Raw genomic sequence first — 15,962 nt, forward strand, 5'->3', positions numbered from 1 at the left:
CGCAAGAGTGGGCACTTGTCTGCGTGGTAAGTGTTGCTGGAAGAAGGCATTGACTGCATCCGTTCACCGCGTTCTGGCCGCCCTGCAAGGGGCGTAACTATGATGAACGCTATTATGCGAGCCGCCATCCAGTCCAAAGGCGGGAAAAGCCCCTCTTTTACCTTCCAATTGGTCGCTTGGTGGATTTCGTAACCTGCTAGTCTTGCTCTACATTCGGCCATGGTCGGTTGCGGCGATCCGTTGCAGCGGCCTTTTAGGCGAACAGGACAACCATTCGAGACGAGGGGTGCGGAACATGAGTTCACCTGCCATCCAGTCGGCTTTGGCGCAGATGCAGGCCATGGCCACCCAGGCCGGCGGCCAGGTCGCCAAGGGGCAGCAGGTTTCCACTCAGGTGGGGCAGGGCGGCTTTGCCGGTGAGCTGCAGGCCTCGATCCAGCGTATCAATCGCCTGCAGCAGGCTTCCAATACCAAGGCCATGGCGTTCCAGGCAGGCGATCCCAACGTCGAGCTCAACGACGTCATGGTGGACATGCAGAAGGCCAGCGTGGCCTTCCAGATGGGGCTTCAGGTGCGCAATCGCCTGGTGAGTGCCTACAAGGACGTCATGAATATGCAGGTCTGAGGCTGGAAAGTGCCTGCGCCCTGCGCCCGGCACTGATTTTTAACGCTGTATGGCCAAGCGCAGGCAGTTTTCAGGCATGGCCTAGGCTTTTATGCTGATCAGGTTGCCCTGAAGCTCATCCAGTCGCTCGGCGATGGCCAGCACTTCTTCTGCGGGGATCTGGCGCAGTACGTCGCCCGATTCGCGATCCACGATACGAGTAATGACGCGCGAGGTGTCATTGAGCTCGAATTCCACGCCATACTGCTTCAGCACTTCATTGATGCGCTGAATCGGCTCGACCAGGTCGGCCTGGCCGGGCGATATTCCATGACTTTCCGCCTGGGCCAGCATGCTGCCGGCTGAGGGCAGTGAAGCCAGCACGCTCTCCTTGCGCTGGCGCGGTGTCAGATCATGCAGAGCCGAGGTGCTCAAGGCATTGGTGGCATCGGTCAATGGCGAAGACATTTGATGTTTTCCTTTTATATATGTCTTACGTGATGCTGGCGCCCAGCATCCTCCCCAAGGCTGCCAGCGACAGCCTCTCCCATGGGTCTTATCGGCAGCCTGTCGCAAGACTTGAATGCTTTTGTGCACTTTTGTGCCGGCGACACGATGTCGCAGCGTTAATTTGATTTCCCCTGCGTTGATGCAATATGCAGCCAAGTGGATAGAATGGCGTTACGGATTGTTAACACCTCGAGAGCAAGCCAATCTTCGGACATGCCTTTGCTCTTGGCCTTTCCGCAGGTGTCGCCAGCAGTAATAGCCAGCCAGTGAGGGGACATGAGCCAAGAGCTACCCATCGATCGCATCATGCAGACCGGGCTATTGACCTGCGAACCGGAAACGCCGCTGTGGATGGCCGCCGAACGCATGGCCGCACGCCAGTGCAGCTCCATCATCGTGATCGAGGCGGGACAGCCGCTGGGCATCTGGACGGAGCACGATGTCCTGTCGATCAACTTCGCCGACCCCGATGCCGTTCGACAGCCGATTTCAAGCGTGATGAGTCATCCCGTCGTGAGCCTGGCGCAAACGACCTCGGTGAGCGAGGCGGCGCTGCGTTTCAATGCCGAACGGCGTCGACACTACCTGGTAGTCGACGATGCCGGTTCGCCTGTCGGCATCCTCTCGCAGACCGACGTGGCCCTTAATCAGGGGCTCGAGCCCTACCTGAGGCTGCGCGAAGTGCAGGCCGCCATGCGTCAGCGGGTGCTGGTGCTGGAAGGTCATCTGCTGCTGGCCCAGGCCGCCCGCTCGATGCGCCTTTCCGAGTGCGACGCCGTGGTGGTGAGGTGCGTCAACGGCGAGCTTGGCATCCTGACCGAGCGTGACCTGGTGCGTTTCGTCGCGCGGCATCCCGGCAATACGCCCATCGATGGGCTGGCCAGCCGTCCGCTGCTGACGGTACATCAGCACGACACCCTGATTTCCGCTCGCGATCTGCTGATGAATCACCGCGTGCGCCACCTGGCGGTGCTGGATGATACCGACGAAGTGGTGGGGCTGCTCGGCTTCCGCGACATGCTCGCCGGTGCCGAGCAGCTCTATCTCCAGGATCTTCGCGAAGCGCTCGAGCAGCGCGATCGTGCGCTTGCCAAGTCGCGTGAGAACCTGCAGCTGGCCGAACGCGTGATCGAGTCCTCGCTGGAAGGGGTCATCATCACCGACCCCGCCAATCGCATCGAATTCGTCAATCGCGCCTTTACCCACATGACCGGCTATACCGCAGAGGAAGTGATCGGCAAGACGCCAGAGGTGCTCTCCTCGGGGCGACATGATGCCACCTTCTATCGCCAGATGTGGGATGCACTCAAGCGCAGCGGCTACTGGCGCGGTGAAATCTGGAATCGGCGCAAGAGCGGCGAACTCTACCTGGAAATGCTGACCATTACCGCCATCACCGACGACAGCGGGGCGGTGACCCACTATGCGGCGCAGTTCAGCGATATCACCAACGTGCGCGAGCAAGAGGAGCGCATTCGCAAGCTGGCCTACTACGATGCCCTGACCGGCCTGCCCAACCGGCGCCTGGTGGAGGATCGCCTGTCGCTGGCGATTCGGCACGCCCATCGCAACCAGACCCGCCTGGCGGTGATCTTCGTCGACCTGGACCACTTCAAGGAGGTCAACGACACCCTGGGCCACGCCTTCGGCGACGAGCTGCTGGTCATGGTCGCCGAGCGGTTGCAGACGCACCTGCGTGAGGACGACACCCTGGCCCGCCTGGGAGGCGACGAGTTTCTGGTACTGCTGCCTGATCTCGAGGAGATCGACGAGGTGACCCGCATTGCCCGGCGTCTGATAAATGCCGTGGCCGAGCCCTGCGTGATCGAGGGGCAGGAGTTCAACATAGGCTGCAGCCTGGGCATCAGCCTCTATCCGGACGACACCACGACGGCCGAAAGCCTGGTGCACAATGCCGACGTGGCCATGTACCGCGCCAAGCAGGAGGGGCGAAACGGCTATCGCCTGTTCCGCAACGAGATGAACCTGCTCGACGATCGCCAGCGTGCGCTCGAAAAAGCCCTGCGAGAAGCGCTTCGCACGGGGGAGGGCCTGCAGCTACACTACCAGCCGGTATTCGAGCGAGAGAGCGGCAGGCTGCATGGTGCCGAGGCGCTGGTTCGCTGGCATCATCCGCTGCTCGGCAACGTGCCGCCGCAGGACATCATCGGCCTGGCCGAGCGAGCGGCGCTGCTGCCGCAGCTCGATGACTTCGTGCTGGAACAGATCTGTTCGCAGCTGGTCGCCTGGGAAGCCAAGGGGGCAGGGCAGGTGCCAGTCAGCATCAATCTCTCTGCGCGGCAGTTCTGGCAGCAGGACCTTCCGGTGCGGGTGGCCACCAAGCTCAAGGAGCACTGCCTGGCGCCCGGCCTGCTGGGGTTCGAGATTGCCGAGCGCACCCTGCTGGACAAGCCTCACCAGGCGAGCGTGGTGCTCAAGCGCCTGCGGCGACTTGGCGGCCAGGTCGCCATCAACGATTTCGGCACCGGCTATGCGTCGCTCGGCTACCTGCAGGAGCTGCCGGTCAATGTGCTCAAGATCGACCGGCGTTTCGTCCAGCGCCTGGACAGCGGCCAGCGGGGCAGCGCGGCCATCGTTGCGGCGGTGGCCGCGCTTGCCCGGGAGATGGGGCTGCGCCTGGCCGCCGTCGGCGTCGAGACCGAAGCCCAGCGCGAGATCCTCGGCCGGCACGGGGTCGATCTGATCCAGGGCTACCTGATGGGACGCGCGGTACCGGCCGAGCTTTTTGCCAGCCGCTACCTGGCAACCCGTAGCGGAGTGCCGGAGCACGCCGGCTGAGCGCCAATCAAGCGCCGGCAAGTAGCGCTTTTCCCCGTTTCAATCCCCCGCCCGAGCCGTTAGGCTTGGCGACTTCGTCCCCATCCTCAAGCGGGTGACACCCTTTCGATGAGCACCCTTCATGCCAATGGCGGCGAGCATCGTGGCACCATGCGCCACGAGTCGCTCATGCCGACCCATCACGATGCCGATCAAGAGAGCGGCTGGATGATCGGCTACCTGGACATCATGACCCTCATGGTGGCGCTGATGGTGCTGATCTTCACGCTTTCCCACCTGGGGCGAGCGGACGAGGCGGAGCCGGCCGCAGCATTCACCCCACTCGCGATTCCCTTGCCCAGCGAGATGGCTCAGGCCCTGCCGGTGCCGGCCGAACCGCGTCCGGTGCCCGGCCGGCTCAGCCAGTCGGCCATTTCTGCCGCGCTGGGGGTGTCTGGCCCGCCGCGGCGCCACGTCGCTGCAGAGCCGCTCGTGGCGCAAACGCTACCGGTTTTCAGCGCCCCGACCCCGCTTGCCCTGCTGGAGCGGGACATGGCACCACAGGAGCCGATGCCACCGTCACCGCTGGCTTCCCCGCCGGTGCTGGCGGCGAACGCGGCAGTCCCCCAGGGCGACTTCGTGCTGGTCGTGACCGACCGCCCTCCGAGAGACGTGCATGAAATTGCTCCGCAAGCCATCGGTGCCGCCGAAGGACTACAGCAGGCGCTGGCCGAGAACCTGCAGGAAGCCCCCTACCTGCCGGATCTGGAGGGCGTCGAGGCAACGCGAGTAGCGGAAGGCATCAAGCTGCGCGTGGAAGACCAACTGCTGTTTCCCACCGCCGCGGCCGAGCTGACCGACGACGGCGAAGCGCTGATTCAGCGCCTGGTGGAGGTGATCCAGCGTCACGAGGGCGAAGTGGCGGTGGAAGGCCACACCGATAGCCGCCCCATCCAGACCGACGAGTTCCCCTCCAACTGGGTGCTCTCCAGCGCGCGGGCCATTGCCATCGTTCACGCCCTGGAGCGGGCAGGGGTGGAAGCGCAGCGCCTGCGCGCGGTAGGCCTGGCCGACACCCGCCCGCTGTCAGACAACGACAGCGTGGAAGGGCGCGCCCAGAACCGCCGCGTCGAGGTGATCATCCACGCGCGGTGATTTTTCCAATTTTTCCCTAAAGTTTTCCCGTCAGGCGCCGATAGGGGAGAGACAAGGAAGGTGCCGGCAGGCAAGTTCATGACCGGTATCTGAATTCATCGGCACAAGGCAGTTCCTCATGGCCAGCATCTCCTCCCTCGGCATCGGCTCCGGACTCGACCTCAACGGGCTGCTCGACCAGCTCAACGAAGCCGAACGTGGCAAGCTCGCGCCCATCGAGCGTCAGATCGAGACCCAGCAGGTCAAGATCTCCGCCTACGGCGAACTTCAGGGCGCGCTCTCCGGCTTCCAGAGCGCAGCCAATGCCCTCAATGACGCCTCCCTCTACCAGAGTCTCTCCACCAGTGTCAGCGGCGAAGCCGTGTCGGCGGCAGCCACCGCGGATGCCAGCGTGGGCAGCTATGTCGTCGACGTTGAAACCCTGGCTTCCGCCGGCAGCTATGCCACGGCGCGTCTGGAGGGAATCGAGTCGATCGACGAACCGGTGGTGAGTAGCGGCGGAGAGCTGAACCTCGAGTTCACCCATGCTGGCGAAGAGGGTACCAGTGTGCCGGTCAGCATCGCCGACAACGCCTCGCTGGCCGACATTCGCGACGCCATCAATGCCGAGGATGCCGGTGTTACCGCCTCGATCGTCAACGACGGCGATGGCCATCGCCTGGCCTTGATGTCCACCGAAACCGGGCGGGAAGCCTCCATCACCGGCATGGATTGGTCCGACCTGACCAAGGCGGATGGCGTGAGCTTCAGCGAAACGGCTAAAGCCGTCGATGTCGTCGGTGAAAACGCCCTGCTGAACGTCAACGGCATCGCCATCTCCAGCGCCACCAACCAGGTGGAAGGCGCCATCGAGGGCGTGACTCTCAACCTCAATCAGGAAGGCACCAGCACCGTGGCGGTGGAGCAGGACGCCCGCGCGGTGCGCGAGGCCGTTGTCGGCTTCGTCGAAGGTTTCAATGCGCTGAAGGGCACCATCAACGAGCTCACCGCTTTCGATGGGGATGCCGAGTCTGCCGGCGAACTGCTGGGTGACAGCGCCGTACGCAGCATCGAAGGGCGCCTGCGCAGCGTGCTGTCCGGCGGCGTGGCGGCAGGAGAGGGTGGCTTCTCCATGCTCAACGACATCGGCATCTCGCTCAAGCTAGACGGGACCCTGGAAATCGACCAGGACCGCCTGGACTCGGTGATCGCCAACGATCAGGACAAGCTGAGCGACTTCTTTGCCGGCGACAGCGCCACGGGCGGCCTGGCCGGGCAGGTCAGCGAGACGGTAACGCAGCTCAGCGGCACTCACGGTGCCCTGGGGGGCGCCATCAGCGGTGCTGAGAGCCGCATCGAGAGCCTCAACGAACGTTACCTGCGCATGGAACAGAGCATCGAGGCCACCCTGACCCGCTACCGCACTCAGTTCGGCCAGCTCGACGGCATGATCGCCCAGATGAATCAGACCAGCGACTACCTGATGCAGCAGTTCGACATGATGAACGCCCAGCTCGGGCGGGATTGATAGAACGCCAGTCGCACGCTCAACCGCCCCACAGTGGGCGGTTTTCTTTTTGGATGGCCCCCAGCCGCCGCTCTATTTCCCGTCGTGTCTGGATGCTGACACCCAACTCCTTCGCAACGGTTTCCCAGCCGTTGACTGCCGTCACGACTTTCTCTATCGCCTGCCTGGCTTCGCTCCAGCGAGTGAAACCGGCCTGTTCGGCCAGCGCCTGAACGGACTTGAGGGGTGGGTTTCTGCCGTGGCCCTTGAACGCCGTCGTGTGTTCGCCATAGGGGCTGGGACTGAAGGTCAGATCGTAGCCGGGAGTGGGGCGCCATTGGCCTTCATCATCGAGTAGAAACGCCCAGTTCTTGCTGTGATCGTCCTGATTGCAGGCGAAGAGGTTGAACATGGCGCGACGAAACAGCGCTTTTCCGACGGCAGGTTTGCGGCACAGAACCTGGCCGGCCTTGATCAGGTCTTCATAATCCAGCGACGGCGAACGAAAATCGGCATCCAGCAAGCCACAGGCACTGCTCATGTGGTAACGCCCCTGTGCACTGCAGTCGAAGCGTCGCAATGCAAGCCAGGCAAGCGCCGGGGAGTCTTCAGGGGGCGAAATCAGTTGCCACTCGGGTGTCTCGATGCCGGCATGACGGGCAAGGGTCAGGTAGGCCGCCTCGCACAGCCCCTCCTCATGGCCCAATGCCAACGCACTCGAAGTGAACTTGACCAGCCAGGGTTCCAACCCCTCGCGTGGGTGGGTGCTGGCCAGGTCAGTGACATTGGGTGAAAGATACACCTGTACCTTTGGGCGAGCCCCGCCGGAACTGCCGGCTTGGGCCAAGGCGGTGAGCACGGTGTCGGTATGGCCTTCGAAGAGTCGGCGGGCCTGCTCACCAAGCTCACCCAGGCTGCTCCAGGGGGAGGATTCAGCGTAATCGACAAGCTCGGAAGCAGGCCGGTAGCTCAAGGCTCCCATGCCGTGCTCGCCAACGAAAGCCAGGCGGTCCATTGGCGTAACGTCATGTGGCGATATGCCGTGCTGACGAAAAAGGCGATCCATCAGCATCAGACCCCAGCCGTCCGGCAGCGAATCGGCAAACAGGCCGTGCAGGCCATGATGAGGCTGGCGCGGTGCGCCTTGCAGCCGTGTATCGAACGCCAGCTGGAACGGCGAGAGGTTGTGAAACTCTCGACAGTAGGCGTCGTCATACTGGAAGAACACACCCTGGCGACTCTGCGCCAACCGCCCAATGCGTATTTGACGGCCATCACTGAGTCGGCGCAGTACCTCAAGCTGCCTTACCGGAACGAAGTCAGGCATCGCGCAGCACCTCCTCGATGCTTTGCGGCGTGCTCGGCGGGGGGGCTGCAAGCGCCGCGACACGTTCCAGCCGGTCCACGCTCTGCCAAAGCAGCAGGAACTGGCGCAGCGAAATCTGGCCGGTGCTCTCGAAGCGCTTGATGGTCGGTGCCGGCACACCGCTTCGCTCGGCCAGGGCGTTGCGCGAGAGTTTCAGCTCGCGGCGTCGGCGGCGGACGGCCTTGGCCAGGTCGTGCTGAACGTCACTGGCGGTGAGTAGAGAGAGGCGCATGCACGAATTCTCTTGTGGATACTATCGTATCTACTATAGCAGAAAAGTATGGGATAAAAGATATTATGTTGTCCGTTAAACTGCAGGTGGCCAGCCGCGAAGGTCAGCGATACCGTGACCCAATTCGTTGGTAGCAACGGCGCTCTGGGCGGTGCCATCAGCGCGGCCGAGAGCCGCATCGAGAGCCTCAACGAACGTTACCTGCGCATGGAGCAGAGCATCGAGGCCACACTTACCCGCTACCGCACTCAGTTCGGCCAGCTCGACGGCATGATCGCCCAGATGAATCAGACCAATGACTACCTGAAGCAGCAGTTCGACATGATGAACGCCCAGCTCGGGCGGGATTGATAGCCCGCCGACCGAGTGCTCAGCCGCGCAACAGTGGGCGTTTTCTTTGCGTGGACGTTGACCTCCGTATAGTGTTGCTATACAGTATCCAAATGATCAAGAGCTTCCGTCACAAAGGCCTGCGCAAGTTCTTTGAAACCGGCTCTACAGCCGGCATCCAGGCCAAGCATGCATCAAAGCTGCAGGTGCAGCTCACAGCACTGGATAGCGCCAAACGTCCCGAAGACATGAGTGCACCTAGCTGGAAGCTCCATTCGCTCAAGGGCGGCTTGGCCGGGCATTGGGCAATCACCGTCAACGGGAACTGGCGACTCACCTTCGCTTTCGAAGGGGAAGACGCCATTCTGGTTGATTATCAGGACTACCACTAGGAGAGAGAGCATGGGCCGCATGCACAATCCTGCTCACCCTGGCGCCGTGCTGCGCGAGTACATCGGAGATGTCACTGTCACCGAGGCAGCCTCGCGGCTTGGCGTGACCCGCGCTGCCCTTTCCCGCATCTTGAATGGAAGCGCTGGCATCTCTGCTGATATGGCGCTGCGCCTTGAACAGGCGCTGGGCACTAGCGCCGAGATGTGGCTGGAAATGCAGCTCAAGTATGAGCTCTGGCAGGCGTCCCAGCGTCCACGCGCTCAGGTAACCCCTCTGCATGCAGCGGGTTGATGAAGCGCCAAACGAGCGAATGCCAACGACACCTCGCTAAAGCTTTCCCCAGTCAAGCCGATACTCCCTCCACCGGTGCACTTCGTCGCGCCCGGCGGAGGGTGATCGCGTGGCCGTTATCAATACCAACATCCTGTCGATGATCGTGCAGAACAATCTGCGCAGCAGTCAGCAAGCCATGCAGACGGCCATGCAGCGGCTTTCGTCGGGCCTGCGCATCAACAGCGCCAAGGACGACCCGGCGGGCCAGGCCATTGCCAACCGCATGACCGCGCAGATCCGCGGGCTCAACCAGGCGGCACGCAACGCCAACGACGGTATCTCGCTGGTGCAAACCGCCGAGGCGGCTCTTGGCCAGGTGAATACCAATCTGCAGCGTATCCGCGAACTCACCGTGCAGGCAGGCAATGGCACCCTGAGCCCTACCGATCTTGCCGCGATACAGGACGAGATCGACCAGCGCCTGGATGAGATCGACCGCATCGGGCGACAAACCGGCTTCAACGGCGTTTCCGTCGTGGGCGAAAACCGCCGCGTGCACATCCAGGTAGGGGCCAATGACGGCGAGACCATCGCCATCGAGATTCAGGCCATCAATCGGGACTCGCTGGGGTTGAACGGGTTTCGTGTGCTGGCCAATGAGGATGGCGATGCCACGGAATCCCCGTTGGACGCGCTCGACCAAGCGCTGAAGCGAACCGACCGCCAGTGCAGCCAGCTCGGCGCGCTGCACAATCGCTTCGAGGCGGTGATCGACAACATCCAGAGCACAACGCTCAACCTCGGCGCCGCCCGCTCGCGCATCATGGATGCCGATTACGCCCAGGAGGTTTCCAACCTGGTGCGTGCCCAGATATTGCAGCAGGTCGGGATGGCCATCCTGGCCCAGGCCAATCGCCAGCCGGAGATTGTCCTCGAACTGCTGCGTCAGCGCTGAGGCAATAGGCACCGTCAACGTGAAAACCAAAATTTTTTCGTTCTCACCCTAAAGTCCTGTCGGCAGGTGCCGTTAAACAGGGTAACGGCCAACGGCGCCGTTGAGGTAGGCCCGAGATGCTGGGCCGGGAAAATCAAGGTTCAGTGGGCCCGCCAATGGAGCCCTCAACGAAAAGAAGGAATGACACATGTCAGTCATCAATACCAACATCACTTCGATGATCGGCCAGTCCAATCTGCAGAAGAGCCAGAACGCCCTGCAGACCTCAATGGAGCGCCTCTCCTCCGGCCTGCGTATCAACAGCGCCAAGGATGATGCGGCCGGTCAGGCCATCGCCAACCGCATGTCTGCCCAGATCAATGGTCTGTCTCAGGCCCAGCGCAACGCCAATGACGGCATTTCTATTGCACAGACCGCTGAGGGAGGCCTGAATCAGATTAACGATAACCTGCAGCGCATCCGTGAGCTGAGCGTTCAGGCCTCCAATGGCACTAACAGCCAGAATGACCTGCAGTCTATCCAGGATGAAATCGATCAGCGCCTGAGCGAAATCGACCGTATCTCCGCCGAGACCGACTTCAACGGCGTCAAGGTGCTGGCCAGCGAAGACAATGCGCTGCGTATCCAAGTGGGTGCCAATGACGGTGAAACTATCACCGTTAATCTGGACAAAATTAATTCTGAAGCCCTTGGCCTTGATGAGTTCAACGTCAATGGCTTTGTGGGAACACCAGCAGCGGCGACAGCAGGCGATTTGGGGCTAGGCACAGATGCTTTCGCATCAGGTGTAACTTTTGGTTCTGATGTTACAATTGATACGAATTCACTGCCCACTGGTTTTTCTGCGGCTGGAACAGACCCTTTCGTGGTTGATGATGAGGGTAACTTCTTTATCGTTGGAACCGTTGGCTCTGACACTGCCTATGTGGGTGCAAATGTCAATATTGAGCGCAACTCCGATGGCGAAGTGACGGGCATTGAAGTAAGCGCCACCGGTGGGGTGATTCGAGGCGATGGTGATCGTACAGGCAGCGCACTTGCAACGCTAGACAAGGCGCTGAATCAGGTAGACAGCCTGCGTTCCGAGCTTGGTGCCGTGCAAAACCGCTTCGAGGATGCCATTACCAACCTGAGCACCAACGAAACCAACCTGGCCGCTGCCCGTTCGCGCATCGAAGACGCAGACTATGCGGTGGAAGTTGCCAACATGACCCGCGCACAGATCCTGCAGCAGGCCGGCACTTCCGTTCTGGCCCAGGCTAACCAGATCCCGCAGAACGTACTGTCTCTGCTGGGCTAAGTCGTCTAGCCTGAATCAGGGCCAGGTACACGTTGTGCCCCTAGCTCACACTCAGCCGGCTCCTTATGGGGCCGGTTTTTTCATGTCTGGGTAGCCCATCGTAGGTTTCTGGCTCTCTTGGAATGCGCTTCCAAGTGGCTTCGTGGCGGTGACATCAGGTGTAAAGCGTTTCAATAGCCTAATAGGCTGCCCATCGTCGTTTTAATCCTGCCTTTGGCCAGATGCATCTCCGGTAAAATGCCAGAACTCCTTAGACCGCCCCGGTAATGCCACCATGTCGAAGAAGCGCCGCACCCCCAGGCCCCGCTCTACCAGGCCTCTCTCCGCTCCTTACGCTGCTCGCCAGCACTCTGGCGATCGGCTGAGAGTGGAGTTGTCCAGGCTCAGCCAATTGCTGAATGAGAGGCGCGTGGAGGAGGCGCTGGACACAAGCCGCGTACTGATAGCTAATTACCCTGGGCACCTTGAAGTCGCGAAGTTGCATGGCTGGGCCTTGCTACAGCAAGAGGCCTACGTGGAAGCTCGTCCTTTCCTCGAGCAGGCATTGAATGAGGCACCGTATGACCCTGGGCTCCTTACGGCCTTGGCACGCTGCCTGATGTTTGATGAGGAGGCAGAGCTAGCGTTGACGCTGTTGGAGCGAGCACTGGCACAGGATGCAAGGCGTGCCGATACACTGAGCACACGAGGCAGCGTCTATAAGATGTTGCAGCGTATTCCCGAGGCCATCGAAAGTTACCGACAGGCGTTGGCCATTGACCCGAGCCATCTCGCTACCCACGTCAACCTTTCACACCTAATTTGTTACCAGCCAGGTGATAGTGCCTTCAAGGCGCTTGAAGCGCTCTATACCGCTCCTTCAAGCACAACAGAGGAGAAGGTGCGCTGTGGCTTTACTCTGGGAAAAGCCTATCTAGACATCGGCAAAAAGTCGCAGGCCTTTGCTTTTTTCCGTGAGGCAAATGACCTGGCTTTGGGGCAGGTCAGTCCCCCTTCTCAATCTCCTGAAGAGCGGTTACGCTTTATTCAGCGCCACTTTACTGCCTCGCTTTTTCCTTCGTTGCGTGAAGGCGGACGGTCTGAGGTGCCGCAGGTGATCGTTTCGGGACTTTCACGCTCGGGTAAGAGCCTGGTCGAATCGCTGTTCAGCGGTATCGAGGGGGTTAGCCTGGCGGGGGAAAGCACGACGCTGAGCGACTATGTCAAAGAGTTGCTGGAGAAGCAGGGGGGGGGCTTGGGTGATTACCTCAAGCAGCTCACTCCGGAGCGCTGCCGAGAAGATGCTGAGAACTATAGGGCGCGGCTAGATAGTGAAAACTTGCAGATCACTACGATTCCCAGTGATCTCTGGTTGTTGGGGTTGATCGGTCTGTGGTTGCCTCACGTTCCTATTATCTTCTGCGTTAGAGATCTGCTCGATCAGGGCGTGACCTGTTATTTTCATCATTATCAGCACTCGGCTGCTCATTCTTACACGTATGACTTGAACGCTTTGGGCCGCCATATCGGCTGTTTTGAAAAAACAATGGATCACTGGGCGGCGGTTCTGCCGAATCCGATCTTTTTGGTGGATTACCGTGAGCTGACCGAAAACCCCGAAGAGGTCGCCGGCAACCTGTTGGGGGCGCTGGGACTTAAGCGCTCCGATGCATATCGGCAGCAGTTGGAGCGTAACGCTAACCAGATCAGCGCGATCAGCCCCATTGTCTCGCTGGATATACCCCTGCCCATTCGTAGTGATTTCAATGGGATTGGCCATGACTTCATTGAATGCCTAGGCCCTCTCATCGACGGTTATAAAGCCGTTCAACGAGAATTTGACGCGCCGGCAATTCCACGTAGCTCCAATGCTGGGCTTGATGCAGAGTCAACCTCAGACACATTGGCCCTGGCACATGCAGGAGTAGCGCCTATGGGCGAGTTCAATTGGCAGTTGCCCGGGCGTATCGTGACATTCGATAACGGTGGCAGTTTCGTGCTGCAATCCCGCTTTCCAGAGCTGATGCATAGCGGAGCCTTTGCCGTAGTCTGCTTCGATCCGACCAGCCGGCTCGCGGATCGGGAAGAGTTGGCGGAGCTGGATGAGTTCCAGTACTTCCCGCATGTACTGTTGGGCGATGAGCAGTCCGGCAGCCTGCATGCCTGCCTCGACCCGTTCCTGAGTGCTACCCTGGAGCCGCTTCCCGAAGAGCAGTTGCCAATGCACCGTCGCGATGGCGCTCGAGTGTTGGCGAAACTACCGGTGACCAGCATCGCCCTGGACCGTATCGAGGGGCTGGAAAGTCTCGACTACCTGGTTCTGGATGCTTACAGCGATAGTGCGGCCATTCTCGACCATGGGCGCAATGCACTTTGTGATACCCTGCTCATCCAGGTACGCATTGCTTTTCAGCCTACGCATCAGCGCCAGCCCAACCTCGCAGAGCTGATGCATTGGGCGGCGCGTAACGGCTTTCGTTTCTATAGGTTGCATGCACCCGCCTCGTACAGCCACTTGCCTGCTCGCGATGACTTGACCCGCCATCAGGCTAGTGAGCTGGAATCTGCAGATGCATTGTTGATACCCAGCCATGAGCGCATGGCATCGCTGAGCGACAAGCAGCGCATCAAGTTGGCCTTTCTGTTGGATACGCTGTTCGAGATTCAGGACCTTAGCCACTCTCTGCTGGAAGCCGTCGAGCCCAGGCGCGCTGAGGAGTATCTGGCCGCACGAGGCTATTTAGGCGGTGAGGGTTCGTCTTCGCATGAAACGCACAGCCCCGTGGTAGCGGCGCTGGCCCAAGTGCGCCAGGCGCTGGCAAGGCACAGCGTACAAAGAGCCTACACAATCTCCAGTCGCCTGCATCAGGCTCTGCCGGATGTGCAGGAAATTACTTTGCTGTGTGCAGAGAGTGCCTCGCTGGTGGGGCATGACGGCAAAGCTTTGGAATTATTGACTGCTTTGCATAACAAATCCGTTGACGATATACAGATCGTAGCGGCCTTGGCAAGGGCTCAGTTGCGAGCCGGGCTGTGGTGGGAAGCGGAAGCGATACTGCAACCCCATGCGGGCGCAGGCGAGGCACTGCAAATCAAGCGTTTGATGCTAGAAAGTTACCTTGCACATGAAGGTCAGCCCGTGGGGATGCATGAAGCGGCGATGGCTCGCTGCCATGTGTTGCTTGCAGCACAGCCAGAGGAGCCCGTGCTCAAGAGTTGCGAAGCAAGTCTGCTGGCAAGAGCAGGAGAGCATGACCGGGCACTGACCTGCCATGGTGAGGCGCTAGCTTTATTAGGTAATGAGCAAGGCCCTGTACGCGCTCGCTTGTTGCGAGCCCAGGCCATGATCCATGAAGGTTTGGGAGACATTCAATACGCCTGTCAGCAGCTGTGGCTGGCCTGCTCCACGTACCCTTACTCCCGTGAAACGGCACAGGCGTACAAGGACTTCAAGCGGCTCATACAGCAATGCCCAAGTGGTGAATTCGCCGAGTTGGCGCCGCTGCACCAGCGCATCAGCGATATATGGTCGGGCTACAAGGGGGAAAATCTTCAACATAGCTTTGGTGATTTTGGCTTGCCGTACCAGGGGTTAGAGCGGCTAAAGCTGCCCGGTACTCGACCTGCCGAGCAGCGCCTGGGAATCTATCCGTTAGCGAAATATTTGCCCGATGGGGCCCGCGCACTGGATATCGGTTGCAAACATGGTTTCCTGCTGCTCGGGCTGGCGGATAGGCTCAGCTACGGTGAAGGGTTCGATATCAGCCAGGCCTGCGTTGAAGTCGGTAGGGCTGTGGCGGAGCATCTCGGGATTCGTCATGTCCACCTCACCAGTAAGCCATTCGACAAATTCGAATGTGAAGAGCCGTTTGACCTGGTCATAGCTTGTGCGGTGCACCGCTGGATAGGTATGCCTCTGGAGCAATTTGGCGAAAAACTTTATCAGTTCTGTAATCCGGGTGGGGTGGTGTTGCTAGAAAGCCAAGGAATTCGGGAGATCGACAAGACGGAGGTAGGCTTCACTCAGAATGCTCAAGCCATCGCCAGTGCTGGGTTTGAAGTGATTGAGACTGGTAGCTTGTGTGACGATGGTGTCAATTATCGAGAGTTCTGGCTGTTGCGTCGACGTTGAGACATTTGGGGCGACTCAGTGCGATTCGTGGCCGTATCTTCTGCTAATCGACAGGCGCCTTGAGGCGCCTGCTTTATTTCGAGGGCGGAGTAGATGACTGAAACCGAATACCAGCAAGTCATCGACGAACTGGAGCGGGTCATCCAGGACACACGTGCCACCATGGCGCGTTTCGAGTCCACCGGGATGGATGAGAAGATGCCGGAGGACTATGACAAGCTACTCGTGATTCTGGATGATGCCGTGAAGCAGCAGCGGGAGCATACGCAGGCCATGCTACGACGTTGAGCGTCGTGCCCCAAGTCCCGGAGCGAGTTTGGCGCCTACCGCTGGGCAGCATCTCATCCGTGCCCCTACACATGGTCTCATCAGGAATATTCACATTTAAACCGGGCGGTCTCAAGTCCCAAGCGCAACACTATTGAAGGGTGTCCGGTCCAGCGACTGATTTCTTGAGCACCTCGGAATA

The 15,962-nt window shown here is 60.2% G+C and carries 14 protein-coding genes; 11 read left to right on the forward strand and 3 right to left on the reverse strand.

Features of this window, described 5'->3' with window-relative positions:
- Positions 1-295 precede the first annotated feature (295 nt).
- The gene (gene fliE / locus H1D44_RS11570; protein WP_181515001.1) at positions 296-625 is read left to right on the forward strand and encodes a flagellar hook-basal body complex protein FliE; all 330 of its coding nucleotides are present in this window, start codon (positions 296-298) and stop codon (positions 623-625) included.
- A gap of 81 nt (positions 626-706) precedes the next feature.
- On the opposite strand, the gene H1D44_RS11575 is transcribed toward fliE, so the two are convergent.
- Positions 707-1,072: a flagellar protein FlaG gene (locus H1D44_RS11575; RefSeq protein WP_181515002.1), complete on the reverse strand. Its 366-nt coding sequence runs from the start codon at positions 1,070-1,072 to the stop codon at positions 707-709.
- Between the two features lie 393 nt (positions 1,073-1,465).
- On the opposite strand from H1D44_RS11575, the gene H1D44_RS11580 reads away from it, so the two are divergent.
- The 3 genes from H1D44_RS11580 to fliD (H1D44_RS11590) all read left to right on the forward strand — a co-directional run bounded on the left by H1D44_RS11580 (position 1,466) and on the right by fliD (H1D44_RS11590) (position 6,554).
- Positions 1,466-3,913: an EAL domain-containing protein gene (locus tag H1D44_RS11580; RefSeq protein ID WP_422671666.1), complete on the forward strand. Its 2,448-nt coding sequence runs from the start codon at positions 1,466-1,468 to the stop codon at positions 3,911-3,913.
- A 108-nt stretch (positions 3,914-4,021) separates the two neighbouring features.
- Positions 4,022-5,047, forward strand: a complete 1,026-nt coding sequence (locus H1D44_RS11585) for an OmpA family protein (protein ID WP_181515004.1) — start codon at positions 4,022-4,024, stop codon at positions 5,045-5,047.
- A 118-nt stretch (positions 5,048-5,165) separates the two neighbouring features.
- Positions 5,166-6,554: a flagellar filament capping protein FliD gene (gene fliD / locus H1D44_RS11590; RefSeq protein WP_181515005.1), complete on the forward strand. Its 1,389-nt coding sequence runs from the start codon at positions 5,166-5,168 to the stop codon at positions 6,552-6,554.
- Between the two features lie 19 nt (positions 6,555-6,573).
- Here fliD (H1D44_RS11590) and H1D44_RS11595 read toward each other — a convergent pair whose 3' ends face one another.
- On the reverse strand, positions 6,574-7,860 hold the full coding sequence (locus tag H1D44_RS11595) for a type II toxin-antitoxin system HipA family toxin (protein WP_181515006.1): 1,287 nt from the start codon (positions 7,858-7,860) through the stop codon (positions 6,574-6,576).
- Complete coding sequence (locus tag H1D44_RS11600; RefSeq protein ID WP_181515007.1) at positions 7,853-8,131, reverse strand: helix-turn-helix domain-containing protein; 279 nt, start codon at positions 8,129-8,131, stop codon at positions 7,853-7,855. The genes H1D44_RS11595 and H1D44_RS11600 overlap by 8 nt, the downstream gene beginning before the upstream one ends.
- A 60-nt stretch (positions 8,132-8,191) precedes the next feature.
- Here H1D44_RS11600 and fliD (H1D44_RS11605) point away from each other — a divergent pair, with 60 nt between their 5' ends.
- From fliD (H1D44_RS11605) to H1D44_RS11635, 7 genes are all read left to right on the forward strand, one after another.
- Complete coding sequence (fliD, locus tag H1D44_RS11605) at positions 8,192-8,482, forward strand: flagellar filament capping protein FliD (RefSeq protein WP_338073483.1); 291 nt, start codon at positions 8,192-8,194, stop codon at positions 8,480-8,482.
- A 92-nt stretch (positions 8,483-8,574) separates the two neighbouring features.
- The gene (locus H1D44_RS11610; protein ID WP_181515008.1) at positions 8,575-8,853 is read left to right on the forward strand and encodes a type II toxin-antitoxin system RelE/ParE family toxin; all 279 of its coding nucleotides are present in this window, start codon (positions 8,575-8,577) and stop codon (positions 8,851-8,853) included.
- A 10-nt stretch (positions 8,854-8,863) separates the two neighbouring features.
- Positions 8,864-9,145: a HigA family addiction module antitoxin gene (locus H1D44_RS11615; RefSeq protein WP_181515009.1), complete on the forward strand. Its 282-nt coding sequence runs from the start codon at positions 8,864-8,866 to the stop codon at positions 9,143-9,145.
- Between the two features lie 109 nt (positions 9,146-9,254).
- Entirely contained in the window at positions 9,255-10,082 is an 828-nt protein-coding gene (locus tag H1D44_RS11620) for a flagellin N-terminal helical domain-containing protein (RefSeq protein ID WP_181515010.1), read from the forward strand.
- 187 nt (positions 10,083-10,269) lie between these two features.
- Positions 10,270-11,382, forward strand: a complete 1,113-nt coding sequence (locus tag H1D44_RS11625) for a FliC/FljB family flagellin (RefSeq protein WP_181515011.1) — start codon at positions 10,270-10,272, stop codon at positions 11,380-11,382.
- Positions 11,383-11,791: 409 nt separating this feature from the next.
- Positions 11,792-15,493, forward strand: coding sequence for a sulfotransferase (locus H1D44_RS11630; RefSeq protein ID WP_181515012.1), 3,702 nt, complete (start codon positions 11,792-11,794; stop codon positions 15,491-15,493).
- Between the two features lie 93 nt (positions 15,494-15,586).
- Positions 15,587-15,781: a hypothetical protein gene (locus tag H1D44_RS11635; protein ID WP_181515013.1), complete on the forward strand. Its 195-nt coding sequence runs from the start codon at positions 15,587-15,589 to the stop codon at positions 15,779-15,781.
- The last annotated feature ends 181 nt before the right edge of the window (positions 15,782-15,962 follow it).

Origin of the sequence: Billgrantia kenyensis (assembly GCF_013697085.1) — a bacterium.
Taxonomy (GTDB): domain Bacteria; phylum Pseudomonadota; class Gammaproteobacteria; order Pseudomonadales; family Halomonadaceae; genus Halomonas; species Halomonas kenyensis.